At 55.4% G+C, this 15,742-nt stretch carries 16 protein-coding genes and 1 pseudogene; 10 read left to right on the forward strand and 7 right to left on the reverse strand.

All coding sequences use genetic code 11. The annotated features are described in order from the left end of the window. Window positions 1–26: 26 nt before the first annotated feature. The 4 genes from PLUT_RS04655 to PLUT_RS11710 all read left to right on the forward strand — a co-directional run bounded on the left by PLUT_RS04655 (window position 27) and on the right by PLUT_RS11710 (window position 2,164). Window positions 27–860, forward strand: a complete 834-nt coding sequence (locus tag PLUT_RS04655; RefSeq protein WP_011357627.1) for an alpha/beta fold hydrolase — start codon at window positions 27–29, stop codon at window positions 858–860. A 610-nt stretch (window positions 861–1,470) separates the two neighbouring features. Beyond that, window positions 1,471–1,617, forward strand: coding sequence for a lmo0937 family membrane protein (locus PLUT_RS11705; RefSeq protein WP_157858140.1), 147 nt, complete (start codon window positions 1,471–1,473; stop codon window positions 1,615–1,617). Window positions 1,618–1,693: 76 nt separating this feature from the next. Then, the gene (locus tag PLUT_RS04660; protein ID WP_011357628.1) at window positions 1,694–1,996 is read left to right on the forward strand and encodes a hypothetical protein; all 303 of its coding nucleotides are present in this window, start codon (window positions 1,694–1,696) and stop codon (window positions 1,994–1,996) included. Then, window positions 1,997–2,164 (forward strand): hypothetical protein, encoded by a 168-nt coding sequence (locus tag PLUT_RS11710; RefSeq protein ID WP_157858141.1) that lies wholly within the window; start codon window positions 1,997–1,999, stop codon window positions 2,162–2,164. 354 nt (window positions 2,165–2,518) lie between these two features. Here the strand turns inward: PLUT_RS11710 and PLUT_RS04665 are convergent, their stop codons facing one another. From PLUT_RS04665 to PLUT_RS11715, 6 genes are all read right to left on the reverse strand, one after another. Then, complete coding sequence (locus PLUT_RS04665) at window positions 2,519–2,932, reverse strand: response regulator transcription factor (protein ID WP_011357629.1); 414 nt, start codon at window positions 2,930–2,932, stop codon at window positions 2,519–2,521. Then, window positions 2,932–5,148 carry an ATP-binding protein gene (locus tag PLUT_RS04670; protein WP_011357630.1) on the reverse strand — a complete coding sequence of 739 codons (2,217 nt, stop codon included), beginning with the start codon at window positions 5,146–5,148 and terminating at the stop codon, window positions 2,932–2,934. Before PLUT_RS04670 ends, PLUT_RS04665 begins: the two co-directional genes overlap by 1 nt. A gap of 354 nt (window positions 5,149–5,502) precedes the next feature. Beyond that, the gene (locus PLUT_RS04675) at window positions 5,503–6,159 is read right to left on the reverse strand and encodes a 2Fe-2S iron-sulfur cluster-binding protein (protein ID WP_011357631.1); all 657 of its coding nucleotides are present in this window, start codon (window positions 6,157–6,159) and stop codon (window positions 5,503–5,505) included. A 277-nt stretch (window positions 6,160–6,436) separates the two neighbouring features. Further along, complete coding sequence (gene ftsZ / locus PLUT_RS04680) at window positions 6,437–7,705, reverse strand: cell division protein FtsZ (protein WP_011357632.1); 1,269 nt, start codon at window positions 7,703–7,705, stop codon at window positions 6,437–6,439. Further along, complete coding sequence (locus PLUT_RS04685) at window positions 7,695–7,928, reverse strand: DUF4236 domain-containing protein (RefSeq protein WP_011357633.1); 234 nt, start codon at window positions 7,926–7,928, stop codon at window positions 7,695–7,697. Before PLUT_RS04685 ends, ftsZ begins: the two co-directional genes overlap by 11 nt. A 228-nt stretch (window positions 7,929–8,156) precedes the next feature. Beyond that, entirely contained in the window at window positions 8,157–8,294 is a 138-nt protein-coding gene (locus tag PLUT_RS11715) for a hypothetical protein (protein ID WP_157858142.1), read from the reverse strand. Window positions 8,295–8,619: 325 nt separating this feature from the next. Here PLUT_RS11715 and PLUT_RS04695 point away from each other — a divergent pair, with 325 nt between their 5' ends. Then, window positions 8,620–9,765: an NAD(P)-dependent malic enzyme gene (locus PLUT_RS04695; RefSeq protein ID WP_011357634.1), complete on the forward strand. Its 1,146-nt coding sequence runs from the start codon at window positions 8,620–8,622 to the stop codon at window positions 9,763–9,765. Window positions 9,766–10,096: 331 nt separating this feature from the next. Next, window positions 10,097–10,666 (forward strand): C40 family peptidase, encoded by a 570-nt coding sequence (locus tag PLUT_RS04700; RefSeq protein WP_157858143.1) that lies wholly within the window; start codon window positions 10,097–10,099, stop codon window positions 10,664–10,666. A 139-nt stretch (window positions 10,667–10,805) separates the two neighbouring features. Here the strand turns inward: PLUT_RS04700 and PLUT_RS04705 are convergent, their stop codons facing one another. Then, a complete protein-coding gene (locus PLUT_RS04705) occupies window positions 10,806–11,111 on the reverse strand; it encodes a hypothetical protein (protein WP_157858144.1) in 306 nt (101 codons plus the stop codon). On the opposite strand from PLUT_RS04705, the pseudogene PLUT_RS12155 reads away from it, so the two are divergent. The 4 genes and pseudogenes from PLUT_RS12155 to PLUT_RS04720 form a co-directional block, all read left to right on the forward strand. Then, a pseudogene (locus tag PLUT_RS12155) lies at window positions 11,078–11,184 on the forward strand (nucleotidyl transferase AbiEii/AbiGii toxin family protein); the annotation flags it as partial. The gene PLUT_RS04705 and the pseudogene PLUT_RS12155 overlap by 34 nt on opposite strands. Window positions 11,185–11,192: 8 nt before the next feature. Further along, window positions 11,193–11,573 (forward strand): hypothetical protein, encoded by a 381-nt coding sequence (locus tag PLUT_RS11100; protein ID WP_049752359.1) that lies wholly within the window; start codon window positions 11,193–11,195, stop codon window positions 11,571–11,573. Window positions 11,574–12,187: 614 nt separating this feature from the next. Beyond that, complete coding sequence (locus tag PLUT_RS04715; RefSeq protein WP_011357637.1) at window positions 12,188–12,721, forward strand: DUF6155 family protein; 534 nt, start codon at window positions 12,188–12,190, stop codon at window positions 12,719–12,721. Then, window positions 12,718–15,738 (forward strand): DEAD/DEAH box helicase, encoded by a 3,021-nt coding sequence (locus tag PLUT_RS04720; RefSeq protein ID WP_011357638.1) that lies wholly within the window; start codon window positions 12,718–12,720, stop codon window positions 15,736–15,738. The genes PLUT_RS04715 and PLUT_RS04720 overlap by 4 nt, the downstream gene beginning before the upstream one ends. The last annotated feature ends 4 nt before the right edge of the window (window positions 15,739–15,742 follow it).

Raw genomic sequence — 15,742 nt, forward strand, 5'->3', positions numbered from 1 at the left:
TACGAAAACAATAAGGATACTCCAACATGAACAGCCACCAGCCCCTCAACGGAAAATCAGGCGAAACGTTTTCGATGCCGGTTGACGACATCTCGATGAGCTGCCGCGTTTTCGGGGAAGGCTATCCACTTGTCTTCATCATGGGCTACGGCAGTACCATGAACCTCTGGGAACCGGGTCTGCTTGATTTGTTTGCGTCGCGTTTCAAAGTGATTGTGTTCGATAACCGGGGCATGGGAGATACCGGCGAGGGAACGGAGGACTATTCGATAGTCCGCATGGCCGACGATACGGCCGGGCTGATGCGGGCCCTGAACATTCAGCAGGCGCATGTGCTTGGATGGTCGATGGGTTCACTTGTCGCGCAGGAACTGGCTTTTCGTCACCCCTCTCTGTTGAGCAAACTGGTGCTCTATGCCGCGCATTGCGATGCACAGATGTTTCCCCCTTCTCTCGAAGTGCTGTCGATGCTTACCGACACGTCCGGGTCGCCCGAAGAGCGCGGCATGCGCTATATCAGCGTCCTCTTTCCTGAGGCGTGGATGGAGGCAAATGGCCAGCGCCTGAAGGAGATCTTCTATCGCCCGATGGGACGCATCCCTGAGGATATCACGGCAAGACAGTCAGCGGCGATTGATGCATGGAGCGGTACGACGGAGCGGTTGCCGATGCTGGATAACCCGACGCTGATCATAACCGGATCGGATGACCGGCTTGTGAGCCCTCACAACGCACGATATCTTGCCGAAAAGATCCCTCAACCTCATGCACAGTTATGCGTGGTGGAACATGCGGGACACGGGCTTATGTTTCAGTATCCCGAACTCTTCTTCGAAAAGGTCGCAGCTTTTCTCCAATAGCCGGCACACTCCGGCGTTGCTGAACGTAGACCGGGACGCTCTGCCGCAATGCCGTTTCCGGCAGCACCCGGACGGCGAAGCTTGAAGCCGCAATGTGGTGAAAGGACTGTGCCGGTGTGCGCGGTGAAAAAATTCGGAATGCTTCTTTTTCAGCCGGGTGAAAAAAATTTCTGACTTCCGGGGCATTTTGGCATGCATTGATCCGTCAAGGGTATGTCATTTTTTTTTCTGTTGGTTGGCGTTTCCGGATTTTCAGGTCTGCTACGAACTGCATTAGCCGGTGCTCTTGAGGAACTATTCCTGCCTGTCCTGCTGTTTTTCTCAAAGAATGGGTGGCAATATTATTCTATGGCGGTACCCTCTGCCGCCGGGTGTAGTCTCGACACCCTGTTGTTCCCGTTATCCCCTTTGTTTGCTGTCTTGCGGTAGTCTCTTGTTGGTGGTATCGAAGTTGCTTGACCGGTTATAACTGCTTGTCGTAACTGTTTTTTGAATGCGGTCTCTTGGAGCATTGCGGAATGTCGGGTTTGCTTGTGGCCGGGCCGACTGGCCGTCCCGCAGCGCGAGGTGCAGCTTCAACGGGCCATTAAACCAAAAAGGATGGTGCCGTATGCTGGAAATCATCGCCATCGTACTGATTGTTCTCTGGCTTCTTGGATTGGTGACTTCCTATTCCATGGGAGGCCTGATTCACGTTCTTCTTGTTATTGCGGTTGTGGTTATCCTGATCCGTGTCATTCAGGGCCGGAGGATTTGAGGTTGAGCGGATTCAGCACTCTGAATCAACGAATCAATGGTATGAATCAATGGAATGAAATTAATGGAGATGCAAGATGAACATGAAAGAAGCCTATAAGCAGAAGGCGGAGGCTGAGCTGGAGCTTGCGCGCGTCAAAGTTTCTGAGTTCAAGGCCAGAGCAAAGGATTTTACAGCTGATGCCCGCATCAGATATGCCAAGGATCTTGACGAGCTTCAGCATGGTGTGGATGCGGCAAAGGTGAGGCTGAAAGAGCTCGGAGAGTCCGGAGAGGATGGCTGGGAAAAATTGAAGGATGGGATTGACTCAGCTATGCATGGAATACGTAACGCGATGCATGATGTGGCCGAAAAGGTAAAGAATCTGAAGCATAATTAAATGAAAAAGGAGCTTGTCATGAAGATCTATGCGTTGTTGATGGTTGCGTTGCTTGCTCTTTCAGGGTGCAAGACATCGTACGAGGGCTCAATCAAAGGGTCCGGCATTCAGGAACCCTCAGAAGGCACTGCTGCAGTGCAGTCCGAGACGGTCCCGGAAAAGTATTAGGTGGTGATGAAGTGAGTCGGGCACCATCCGGAGGACGGGCCTGAGCATCCATTCACGTGTCAGCAGTCCGGAGGTGCTTTTTCTCTCTGACATGCAGAGAGAGAGTGTGTGTGTGTGCGAGGTGAATATGCCGCCTCATGCTCCTGTTTCCGCATATGGCAAAGGGCCCGGCTGATGCTGAGCCCTTTTGGCTTTTTCCTGTCTCACGCAGCTCTTCAGGGATCCCTGAACCCTTTTCAACGTTTCACTGCTTCAAGGCTTGAGGCAAGGCTCCCTGAGCGTCTGCTCGCCGGGGCCGATAGGCGTGCAGACGCTCAGCGCTGCATAAAGCCGCTTGCCCCGGGTGGATGAGGGTCAGTCGCCGCGTTGTTGCGGCGGCGGCGGCGGCTGTGGCGGTGGGGTTGACTCCAGAACGCCTGCGACGGTGGCAACAAATTCTTTGGTAGTGAACGGCTTGGCGAGAATGGCCTCCGCTCCTGCTTCTTCAGCTCTATCGAGGTTGTCTGCTCCATAAAGTTTTATGCCACCCGATATGGCGATGATCCTGGTGTCCGGTGCCCGTTTGCTGAGATGGTGGATGATTGCCATTCCATCAACGCCGGGCATCTGCATATCGGTTATGACAAGGTCATACGGCTCATGATCAATATGCTGCAAGCCGATTTTCCCGTTTTCCGCACAACTGACCCTATAGCCGTGCTTTTCAAGCATTCGGCGCATCAGGTTCAGGATATCGGGTTCGTCGTCGATGACAAGTATTCGTTTCATCACCCTTCATCTGCTGTTTGATTCACCGCCACCGGCAGAAAGACCGTGACGGCAGTTCCTGACCCTTCCGTGCTTTCAACGCTAATCTCTCCTTTATGGGCCTTGACTATTCCGTAAACGACGGAAAGACCAAGGCCAGTTCCTTTACCGACCTCCTTGGTTGTATAGAATGGATCGAACATACAGTCACTGACAGTTTTCGACATGCCTGTACCGTCGTCGCGAACCGTTATCCTTGCGTAGACTTGATCACGTAAGAGTGGTTTGTTTATTGCGGCCATTGCATTCTCCGCGGTGGTTTTGCTCAACTCAACGGAAACGGTTCCGGTTTCATTCACCATTGCCTGCCAGGCATTCGTACAGAGGTTGAGTATTATCTGCTGGATTTGCATGGGGTCGCACATGACGGCGTCGCTGAAGTCGGCGATCAGGATTTCCATCCTGACGGTGGAAGGAATGGAGGGCCTGAGGAAGTCCATGGCTTCATCCAATATCGGCTTCAGCTGGCAGGGCCTGAGGCTGGGGGTATCATTGCGTCCGAACATCAGCATCTGCCGGATCAGCTTTTTGCCTCTCATGGCCGCCTTTATTACCGTATTCAGGCTTTCCCCGAGCTCGCTCTTTTCCGGTAGTGATTCAAGTACCAATTCGCTATAACCGATGATGGGCGTGAGGAGGTTGTTGAAATCATGGGCAATGCCGCCGGCAAGGGTTCCGAGCATTTCTATTTTCTGACGGTCGCGCAGTTTGTTTTCCAGCATCCTGTTTTTCTCTTCGGACTCTTTCTGCATTGACCAGTCCATTGATACGGAGATGATACCTTCAATCTCGTTGTTGTAATTGGTCAATGGCACTTTGTTGGTGAGTACGGCAATGGTGGTGCCGTCAGCCAGCAGGATTTCACCATTCTGGTTGATGATGCTTTTGCCGGTCTGCAGGATCTCCAGGTCTTCTTTTTCAAAGAGAGCTGCCGTGTCAGCAGGAAAAATGTCTCCGCTTCTTTTGTTGATGATCGTTTCTTTTTTGCATTGGAGCTGATTGAGCGCGTATTGGTTCGCGAAGCTATATCGGAGCTGAGGGTCCTTCATGAAAATGAAGGCGGGAATCGTACCGGTCACCGTTTCGAGTTCCTGTCTCTTACGGCGGCTGTCATCAATCCGTATAGCAAGAAACAGAGCTCCGATGAACATGATGATGCCGGCGGCACCCGCCATGAGCATGTAATCCAATGTTGCCGATTGCATTGCCTTGATGACGGAGGGCGGTACATGCTGAATCATGACCCAGTAATCGCCTTCGCTCGATATGGTATCCCTGCGCAGAGGCGAATGGTACGGGATCAGATAAAGGCGTCTGAAAATGAAAAGCCCTTTCCTGCTCAGCAACTGGCCTTCTGTCCGGGTTTTGATGTATGACCATTCCTCAGGAAATGTGGCGGTGATCGATGGATCAGCATCCTGAAGCAACTTCCTGCTTCCGTCATCATAGCGTGGAAGGCCCAAATAGTTGCCATCGTGGGTTACAAGCATGGCATTGCAGCCGGCGATGCTTTCGTGTTTCATCAGGGCCTCTGCCTGCTGAACCCCGTTCGAGTTGATTACTGCAACCCCTATGATGCGGCCGGATGCATCCCTGATCGGCTTTGCAATACGGATGAAGGGGGCAGTGGAGAGCGAATCCTGCCCTGCGGGTCCTGATGATGCGATGTAAATGTCCTGCCGGGGGAGCTTGATGGACTGGGTGAAGAAGGTCCGCAGATGAAGATCCTGAAGCATTGAGTCAGGCTGTGCGGAGGCTTTTGAGCGGAGCGGATGCAGGATGCTTATCTGTTCATGGCCGTTGACGTCGATGATGCGGATTTTGGTGTATCCGGGCCGGGCCTCACTGAGGGTGCTGAGGGTCGAGGTTATGGATTGCCGCTGACTGGGTGAGGACTGATTGAGAAGGACCGCAGTGAGATCCGGCAGTGTGGTGATGAAATCAAGGTCGGAAACGATGAACTCGTTCTGGCTGAGGAGGCTTAACTGGCTATTGGCAAGGAGCTGTTCGAGTGCAGACTTGATTTTGATGGAATGAAAATCGTATTCCCTGGAGGAGAAATAGATGCTCAGGAGCACAATGAGGGTCATTGCCGGCAGGAAAAACGCCAGGGTCAACTGCATGACCCGACTGCGCTTGAGTTTTCCGATGAGGGTGACAATCGGTGCGGTGGACATATGAAGGCGGCTTGCCCGGATGCCGTTATAGATGATTTTCCTCCCTTGCCAGGCCTCTCTGAAGGCCGCAGGTCAATAATGAAATATAGCGTACTTTCGTGATTCAGGCTGCATGGAATGCAATTAATCTGACCGGGCAGGTCTGCTTTATGGCCCGTATGAACTCGTGGCCCGCAACTCTCCTGCACGCTTTTTGGTCCCCTCTGCGTGGGATTGGTGATGCAAAAGCAAAGGGCACGGTGGTTGCCGTGCCCTTTGCTTTTGGTGTGTGGAATGGAATTATGCAGGGGCCCTGAACCGTCTGCCCGGCTCATTTCCGCCTGCATCCCGCCATCCTCAAGCGGAGAAGCAGTTTCAGCTCTTTCTGGCAGTCACCGGAACGGCAATGAGGGTGTTTTTTTTCTCTTCGCCTGCCGAAAGAAAGGGAATGCTGATGTTCAGGGGAAGGCTGAGGTTCAGGTTCCGGGGCAGGCTGGAGGCAAGGTTCTTCAGCTGCTCGCCGAGGCCGAAAGGAATATTGTCGGGCAGCGTTGCAATCACCAGGTTCACGGCGCCGGTAAGGGCTTTCATGAGCTCGCCCATCGGATCTTCGCTTTTCAGTTCCCCCGTCTGGATTCTGGCGATGAGGTTGCTGATGCCCGGCCTGATTTTCTCTGCAGTATCCCTGCCCATATCGGCACCGTAGCTGAAGAGCCCGAGCGGGTTGTTGAAGAGCATGCTGCGCACTTCTTCGGGTCTGGAGAGTATCGTCACCGTTCCTTCTTTTTCCAGTACAGCCTGACAGGCCATCCTGCCGCCCGCATTGATCTGGCGCTCAGAGAGGAACGCTTTTTCCACGTCGGAGAGCGGTGAAAGGCATTCTGCACCCTCTTCTACGGTCACATAGCAGGTCTGGCAGACGCCGTTGCCGGCGCAGACATAGCCGACATGGCTGTGGTTCTTTTGGGCGACATGGATGAGTTTCTGGCCTACAGCGGCCACGGCAGCCTTTTCGTTGATGGTGATGTTCATGATTGATTGATTGCGCGTTGATGGTTAAGAGGAATTCCTGCCGGCCGTCGCTGCCGGCCGGTGATTTCCCTGTGATGTATTGCTAATGGTGCGAATATACTGATTTCAGACTGTAACCCCTATAAGTCCATGCAGTTCCGCCGGCAAACGGGCAGCAGCATCTGCCGTACCGGTCACTCTCTCCCTGTCCGTTGCACTTCATCTGCCCACCCGGCATCATGAAGCCGCTGCAGGTTTCCTGTGCGGTTGGTATGTGTGCCGAGAGTGGAGTTCGTTGTCAGTTATCAGTCTGAAAGAGCCCTGTGAAATTAGGGTTGTCGGACCTGCGGAGGAACGCGGGGATGTCGGAACGGTCTTTTCTTATGGTCTCATCTGCGGACCGGGAGGCCGGGGTATGCCGGAAGGGCGTTCCGGTCTGTTCCTCTGCGCTGCCCTGCGGGGTGGCGTAGGGGCCATCAATCGGGATGTTCCGTCTTATATAGGCAGGAGTTGCAAGGTCCCCGGACAGGTCCCTTGCTTCAGGCGCCTTGAGCGGTATGACCGGCGGGGGTTCAGGACCCTCGGGTGCATTATGGACCTTGTGGGTGAAGCCGGTGACGATGATGGTCACCCGGGCTTCATTTTCCCTCAGCTGCTGGTCGACATAGCCGTTGATGATTTTTGCCTCATGCCCGACCTGCTCTCCGATGAAGCGCATGGCGTCCTGAAGGTCCTGCATCTCCACCTTACCGGTAATGTTCACCAGGAGTCCTTTGGCTTCTGTAAGGCAAACTCCGTCAAGCAGGGGACTCTCGAGGGCCGCCATGGCGGCCTGCAGCGCCTTGCGCTGGCCGGCGGCCGCCGCTGAGCCCATGAGGGCATCGCCGCCTCCTGCCGTGATGCTTCTCACATCGGCAAAGTCAACATTGACGTGGCCGTGGTAGGTGATGATGTCGGAAATGCTTTTTGCCGCCTGGTAGAGGATTTCGTTCACCATGTCGTAGACCTCGGTGGCGCTTGCCCGCTCTTCGGCCGAAGCGGCTATCTTCTCGTTTTCGACCAGAATCAGGGTGTCGAGGTGTTTGCGGAGTTCCGCAATGCCCTCATCGGCGACTGCAGCCGTAATCCCTCCCTCGAACCCGAACGGCCTGGTGACGACCCCGATGGTGAGGATCCCCATGCTTCTGGCGATGGCGGCAATCACCGGTGCGGCTCCGGTGCCGGTTCCCTTTCCCATGCCTGCCGTGATGAATACCAGGTCGGCGCCCTTGAGCTGTTCGGCAATGATGTCGCGGTCCTCTTCGGCTGCCTTGCGGCCCACCGCCGGATCTGCCCCTGCGCCAAGCCCTCCGGTCGTCTCCCGGCCTATCTTTACCCGGTTGATGGCTTTCGAGTGCCTGAGCGCCTGCTGGTCGGTATTGAAGACGACGTAGCGCACCCCCTCGATGTTCCTCTCGATCATGCCGTTGACGGCATTGCCTCCGCACCCGCCGACACCGACAATCATGATTCCGGCTCCCAGCAGCTCTTCTTCGCCATGCATGCCCGGATCGACTTCAAATGGCATGTTCGTTCTCCTTCTGTTTGGGTGTATCTGTTGTGCCTGTATTCCTGAAAGTTTTCGTCCAGGAGAGGCCCGTGCCGGGAATACCTGCGGTGAGGCGCTTTCCTTTCGGGCCCATGGTGAATTTCGCACCCCGGGGCCCGGCGGAAATCGATATGCCGGACTTGCTGATGTTTAGGGTAAGGCCGGGGAAGAGGGTTATCCTTTTCCAGAATCTGAATGCCATGCGGTTTGGCTGTTGTGGCGGATGCCGTGGGGGAGATGGCGCCTCTTTTCAGTAATGCAGCGCTCTGCTGCAATATATGCAGTGTCGTGCCGTGAGGGAAAAAGATAATGCCGGAGAGCATCCGGGCCGCTGTCTTCAAGGGAGCGGAAACAACCATTTGATTCGGGGACAGGCGCGTGGGATGGCAAGGGCGCATTTCTGTCGTCATTTCTGTCGTCATTCCTGTCGTCATTTCTGGAGCCATTCCGGGCTCTCTTCGACCGGTACCGACACGCCCGCTCGTCCGTTCTTCCAGCAGGGCTCTTCCTTCCTCCCCTGGAAATCATGTGTGATGCTGATTTGCTGCTGCACCGCCTTTATTGTCATGATCGGCCTGGACAACGACGGGATTCTGTGCTGGTGAGCTTCAACATCTCTATGACACTGTAGCGCAGCCTCGACACGGATCACTGTTGAAACCAACAATATCCGGGCGTTTGAGTGAGGGGAGGGCAGTGCAGGGAGTCCGCCCGAGTCAAACCTTTTACCCCTGTTTTCCGCTCACTGCCTTGAAGCGCTGATTATTGGAGTATATTCCACCGCTGCCATACAAACCCCGACCGGCTTGTTAATCCAGACATAAACAAGATGGAGGTTGGACACATCAGCTCTTTTTTTTTACCCTCACCCTGATAAACGGTCATCCTGTCATATGGGTTATACACAGAAATCTCTTGATCTGCATCGCCAGGCGCGCGGCAAAATCGAAATACACTCAAAAGTCAGTCTGAAAAACAAAGAGGACATGTCTTCGGCCTACACGCCCGGAGTTGCCGCCGTATGCACGGCAATAGGCCGGGATAAGAAGAATTCCTACATCATGACCAATCGCGGCAGCCAGGTGGCAATCGTCTCTGACGGAACGGCCATCCTCGGGCTCGGCAACCTCGGACCGGAGGCGGCCATGCCCGTCATGGAGGGCAAGTCGATCATTTTCAAGGAGTTCGCCAATATCGACGCCATCCCCTTATGCATAAACTCAACCGATGTTGACGAGATCGTGACGTTCTGCAGGCTTATAGAGCCGAGTTTTGCCGGCATCAACCTTGAAGATATCTCATCTCCCCGCTGCTTCGAGATTTTTGAGCGGCTTGAAAAGTCGCTCTCCATTCCCGTTTTTCATGATGATCAGGACGGTACCGCCATTGTTACACTGGCGGCGATCATCAACGCCTGCCGCGTTACCAGTAGAGAACTGAAGGATCTCCGCGTGGTGGTCAACGGCGCCGGCGCTGCCGGCATAGCGATTGCCAGACTGCTTATCCATGCTGAGGTCAGTGATGTGGTTCTTGTTGATACCCGTGGTGCGCTGTATGAGGGACGGGAGGGCATGAACCCCATCAAAGAGGAGATTGCCCTGCGAAGCAACAGGCTGAAGCATGAGGGCGATCTGCAGAGCGCCATGGCCGGTGCCGATGTTTTTGTCGGCGTCTCTGTCGGCAATATTGTGACAGGGGAGATGATTGCCGGCATGAACCCCGCACCCTTCATCTTTCCGATGGCCAATCCGACTCCGGAAATCATGCCTGAAGATGCCTTCAAGGCGGGAGCCTGTATTGTCGGTACCGGCCGTTCGGATCTGCCGAACCAGGTCAACAACGCCCTTGTATTTCCCGGTCTCTTCAAGGGATTGCTGCAGACGGGCATACGAAAGATTACGCCGGAGATGAAAATCGCCGTCGCAGATGCCATAGCGCATGCAATCGTTCCGACGGCAGACCACCTGATGCCGACCACGTTCGACAAACAGGTCGTGGAGAATATCGTGACGGTTCTTGCCGGTATGGCTTCGAACTAACAGCGTTCCAGACGGAAGCCGCCGGTCGCGCCCCCGGACAGGCCTTTTGCGGGTCTCTGAAAGGGGGTTGGCTCCATAAGCCGCCAAGTGCAAGAGGGGAGTGAGGCCGCTGGTGTCGCCTCACGTCCTGCAATGACGTGATTATACCGGACCGGTTTGGATTTCATGGGGGAAAATAACTATATTGCTTTGCCGTTATGCTGTTATGCTGAACGCCGGCTGCCGATTGAGAGACATCCCCTTTTATTTTTTAAGCGCTTCAGCTATGCCATATAGGAACTTGTTATGCCGATTGCGCCATGTTGGCGGAAACACCCGCTCACTGTTTGGCATGATCCGTTCCTTCCTCCTGCTTTCCCTTCTCTTCTCCACCTTCTTCCTGACTCCATCTTCCGACTGCATTGCAGAGCCCTCTCCAGAGCAAAGCGCCATCCAGCCGGTCATTGAAAATGCAGATGGCCCCATCCGGAGCTTTTTCAGCGACATCCGCCAGTTTTTCGGCATCCGCTACCGCTTCGGCGGGCAGAGCACGGCGGGGTTCGACTGCTCGGGGTTTGTGCGGTTCATGTATGACAGGGGGTTCAACACGAAACTGCCCCGTACTTCCTCTGAAATGGCCGGCATCGGCCGGAAGGTCGAGCGCAGCGAGCTCAAGCCCGGCGACCTTGTGTTTTTCCAGACCCGCGGCGGCAAGCGCATCAGCCATGTAGGCATCTTCGTCGGCAATGACACCTTCGTACACTCCTCCGTTTCCAAAGGCATCACTGAAGACCGGCTCCAGCAGAAATACTATGACAAACGCTTTGCCGGTGCCGTAAGGGTACTTGACGACCAGTTGCCCGGCGTCTCCGACCTGCCCGTGCCGTCCGACACCAATACTGCGGACGAAGAGGCATCCTGACCGGGCGTTCCGGTTCTTTTGCTCCTCTTTTCCCTGTTCCGCACACAATCTCCTCCCGCATTCTACGCCCTCACGGGGGAGCGCCGATCCGACGCTCTCTTCCTGTAAGGCCAGATAATGGTTCATCCGGCTTTCCGTTCTAAAGGGCGGAGATACCCTCTTCTGCAATTTCCAGCGTTTTCAGCGGGTCGAATCCGTTGCCGTGTTCATGGGGGTAGCCTTTGGGGTTAGAGAGAACCCTCGTCTTTCCAATGCTGTACTCCATCGCCGTATGGCAATGGCCTGCAATCCACCAGGCGATGTCGTGCTGGAGGATCTCCTGGTCCATTGAGGAGACAAACCCTCCATTCACCCTGTCGTTGCGGTAGGCGGGCATGATTGCCTGACGTGAGGGTTGGTGGTGGGTGAGGCCTGCAGGATCTTTTTGCAGGCAGGATGCACGCACTGCTGTACAGGAACTGGAAAACCCCTGGTGAAGGGGCGGGATTGGTTTGATTTTGAATGGTACGTCAGAAACGGCATCGCAATGAATCTCGCGCATTTCGTCATGCGTGCCAGATGCAGCGGTCACTTGAAGGAGGAGTCCCTTTCGGAACAGGGATTCCGCGACCTGCTTCGGCGGCGGATCAACGGGCTTGATGTTTCGGCAGCTGTGAGCGACGTGTCACGGTTTGTGCCGGATGCCGCGGCATTGAAAATCTGGTCCCCTGGAATATTTCAACGATCTGGCAGAAAGGATGCGTATCACACAACGATGAAGCTCCTCTATCAGGGAGACCTTGAGTTTCCCCGCACGAAGCGGCAGCAGCCGGTTCGCTGCAGCCCGGCACCATCTTCATCTTCTGCATTCCGACGCCGCGCCTGCAGCGGCTATCTGCGTTATAAGGATACGGGGTCATCTGGCTGAGGAGCGGATGGCTCTGCCATATGATTCTGCCGGGTTATCCGCCGGGCAGAATATCAACACTCAATTCTTAGAGGTCCCCTATGGTTATGCTGGCGCTCAGGAGCATGATGCACAGCCTGCAGTGTGACGATAATTGCCAATATGCAAAGCCCGGTTCGGGGTTGTTTCCGCGTTTTCCTCACCAACGCCAGCCGGCAAACACTGCAGATGCCAAACCCCCGCACATCCCGTATGGTCATGGATTTCTTGCCTGGCTTCGGCCGGTAGTGAATGTTTTTGCAGTAGCCGGCATTGCGGCATCCATTCCGGAATGCAATGACTGTTGCAATGACTGTTTCAGTTCCGCCATCTTTACAGCTGCCGGCATGCAGAGAGAGAGAGAGAGAGAGCCTTCGATTGCTGCCTGGTGATGCTTGAGCCGGATGCATTGCCGGGTTACTCTTTGTAATGGCTTTTCATCCCTTATTGTTATGTTTCGTGTTGCAAAGAGAAGCGTCCTGCCGGCTGATTCAGTATCTCGTGCACTGCACCGGCGTGGGTGTGGGGGAGGGCCCGGCCTGCCGGCCCCCTTTGCTCTCTCAGGCGTGCTGTAACATTAAAAAACGTTGCGGGAAATGGGTCAGGTAGAGCTCAGAAGAGCACTGAAAACAGTTGATAAGGACGGGCTTATAAACCTCGTCTGCGATTTGTACCGCCATCACAAACAGGTGAAGGACTATCTGGATTTCTATGTCAATCCCGATGAAGAGGCGCTGTATGCCAGGTGCAGGGAAAAGGTGCTCCGGGCATTCTTTCCGAAACGGGGGTATGCACTCCGGCTTGCAGAGGGACGCAAAGCGATTGCCGAGTTCAGGATATTCGGGGGAGGCAATGCGATGCTTGCCGACCTTATGCTCTGCTATGCCGAAAACGGCGTGGCCTATACCAACGAGTATGGCGATATTTCGATGTCGTTTTACGACAGCGTATCGGGCGTGTACCGCAAGGCGCTGTTGCTGATGCGTGACGAAGGTCTTCTTGACCGGTTCAGAAAGCGGGCCAGGCTCCTTGTGGATGAAACGGATGGAATCGGTTGGGGATTCCATTCCGATATGATGGATGCGTTTGCGGAATGTTACGGCATGCCTTCGAAAAGGAGCAGCAGATGATTGCACTCCATTGTTCGGTACAGGATGGTACAGCGATGCTCTGGAGCGAAGGGCGTGCTGTGGGAGATATCGTGGAGCTGCGCAGGGCACTGAGGGCCGCCGGTATGCGGGTTCCGGTCCGGAGGCCGATGCTGAGGGAGCTTGTCGCCTGGCTTCCTCATCGAGGTCAGGAAAGGGTGCCCTCCTCGCCCCTGCTTGGCCCGGAACCCGACAGGCGCCGGAAATCCTCGCTCAAGCCGGTGTGGATAACAGTTCTTCCCCTCGATACTTCCCTCGCTGCAGCACTTTTCTCCTGCATGCGCGGGGGAGGCATTCCCGGTTCAGGCGTTTTGTTCGGGCCCTCCCTCTTCTGGACAATGCATCTTTTCGAAACTGCATTGCATCTTGTTGCCACAGAGCGATATCTTCCATCCCTTGTCCGCGGGCCTCTGCAGTGGGAAGGGCGATGGGTTCCCTACCCTGCAGATTCCACCTCCCTGCGTCTCGACGCGTTGGCCGAGGCCATGCCGCCGGTATCCCGCTGTCTTTCATCCGGCCTGAAGAAGCGTCCCGGAACCGCTGGAAAGGAGGTGCAGGCATCTCTGCTGCAGGGCTTTGTGGACTCGCTTGTCCGGCTCTCATTTGCCGGCAAGGGCCGTATGAAGGCAACACCGCTGACGCTGCATGACGCCTGGATGCAGTCGCTTTCAGCCGTCATTCCGGAAATGTACTGGGAACGTAAGCCCGAAGTCGAAGCGTTTGCCCTGGAGCTTGCCGAGTGGCGGCGCCCCCTGGACGTGTATGCCCGCTCTCCTTTCAGGTTCTGCTTCCGGCTTCTCGAGCCAGGCCCGAAAACGAAAAAGGATATCTGGCGGCTCACCTATATGTTGCAGCTGAAGAGCGATCCGAGTCTCCTGCTTGAGGTCGCTGACCTCTGGGATCCGGAAAGCGACGCGTCGGTACAGGCAAGGAGTTACGGGGTTGATTATACGGAGTTCATGCTTCTGGCGCTCGGCCAGTCGTCCGCCCTGTACCCGGCCATCAACGTCGCACTGAAGCGTAAAAAGCCAGACGGCCTGAAGCTCGGTACCGAGGCGGCGTTCCGGTTCCTTACCCTATACGCTCCCGCTCTCAGGGCTGCCGGGTTCGTCGTCATGCTTCCCTCATGGTGGGTCGGGAGGGGGCCGATGCACAGGATGGGGCTGAGTGTCCGGGTAAAAGCACCGGTCATGCAGGGTGCTGGCGGCGGTATGGGTCTCGACACGCTGCTTTCATGCGATTACCGGGCCTCGCTCGGGAGCGATCTGTTCGATCTTGACGAACTCCGCCGACTTGCCGCACTGAAAATGCCTCTGGTGAGGGTAAGGGGGCAGTGGCGGCAGCTTGACCGTCAGGAACTTTCCGAAGCGGTGCGGTTCCTTGAAAAACAGCAGTCCGCCGAAAAGAGCGCGCGCGACGTGCTTTCGGCGGCTGTCGGCGCCGGTTCTCTCGAGACGGGTCTCAGCGTCCAGAGGGTCGATGCCGATGGCTGGATGAAGGAGCTGCTCCTGAAGCTCAAGGGGGAGAGCCGTTTCGAGCTGCTCCCCGAGCCGGAGCGTTTTCAGGGAACGCTTCGGGCCTATCAGGTGAAGGGGTATTCGTGGCTGGCATTCTTGAGGACCTGGGGCCTCGGTGCCTGCCTGGCCGACGACATGGGCCTTGGCAAGACGGTACAGACCCTCGCTCTTCTCCAGGAAGAGCGCAACAGGGGAGAAAAACGCCCGGTTCTCCTTATCTGCCCTACCTCAGTCATAAATAACTGGAGAAAGGAAGCCGCACAGTTTACACCCGATCTTCCGGTACTGGTGCACCATGGTGCCGACCGGCTGAAGGCGGCTCACCTCAAAAAGGCATCCAATGCATCGGCTCTGGTGATTTCAAGCTACGGGCTGCTGTTTCGTGATATCGCTGTACTGTCAAGTATGCACTGGGCGGGTGTCATTCTCGATGAAGCCCAGAATATCAAGAACCCCGAAACGAAGCAGGCGAAGGCGGCCAGGTCATTGCGATCCGATTACCGCATAGCGCTCACCGGCACGCCGGTTGAAAATCATGTCGGCGATCTCTGGGCGTTGATGGATTTCCTCAACCCCGGCTTTCTCGGCACGCAGGCCTTTTTCAAGGACCGTTTTTTCAACCCGATCCAGTTGTATCAGGACAGCGGCGCCTCTGACCGGCTGAAAGCCATGACGGCGCCATTTATCCTCCGCCGTCTGAAAACCGATCGTACGATCATAACCGATCTGCCCGACAAAATAGAAATGAAGCAGTACTGCACCCTTACCCGGGAGCAGGCTTCGCTGTACAAGGCGGTTGTCGACGAACTGCAGGAGAAGATTGAATCTTCAGAAGGAATAGAGCGCAGGGGCATGGTGCTTGCATTGCTGGTCAAGCTCAAGCAGGTCTGCAATCATCCCGTACAGTTTCTCGGGGACAATTCGAGTGTTGCTGATCGTTCAGGCAAGCTGCAGCGGCTCCTTGAACTGCTTGCTGAAATCCGGGAGAGCAGCGAACGCACGCTGGTGTTTACCCAGTTCAGGGAGATGGGCAGCCTGCTGCAGGCTCATCTGCAGGAACGGCTGGGAGAGGAGGTGTTTTTTCTGCACGGCTCGCTATCGAGGAAAAAACGTGACGAAATGATCGAGGCCTTCCAGAATGGTGACGATGCCCCGCGGATTTTCATTCTTTCCCTGAAGGCGGGCGGGTCCGGATTGAACCTGACCAAAGCCAGTCATGTCATTCATTATGACCGCTGGTGGAATCCTGCCGTTGAAAACCAGGCAACGGACAGAGCGTTCCGAATCGGGCAGAAGCATAATGTGGAAGTCCACAAATTCATCACCGCTGGAACGCTTGAAGAGCGGATTGATGAGATGATCGAGAAAAAAACGACTGTTTCCGGAACGGTTCTCGGAAACGGCGAGCAGTGGCTGACGGAACTCACGAACAGCGATCTTAAAAAACTCGTCATGCTTGGTCGTGATGCAACAGGAGAATAACCCT

This window comes from Pelodictyon luteolum DSM 273, from assembly GCF_000012485.1.
Taxonomy (GTDB): domain Bacteria; phylum Bacteroidota; class Chlorobiia; order Chlorobiales; family Chlorobiaceae; genus Chlorobium; species Chlorobium luteolum.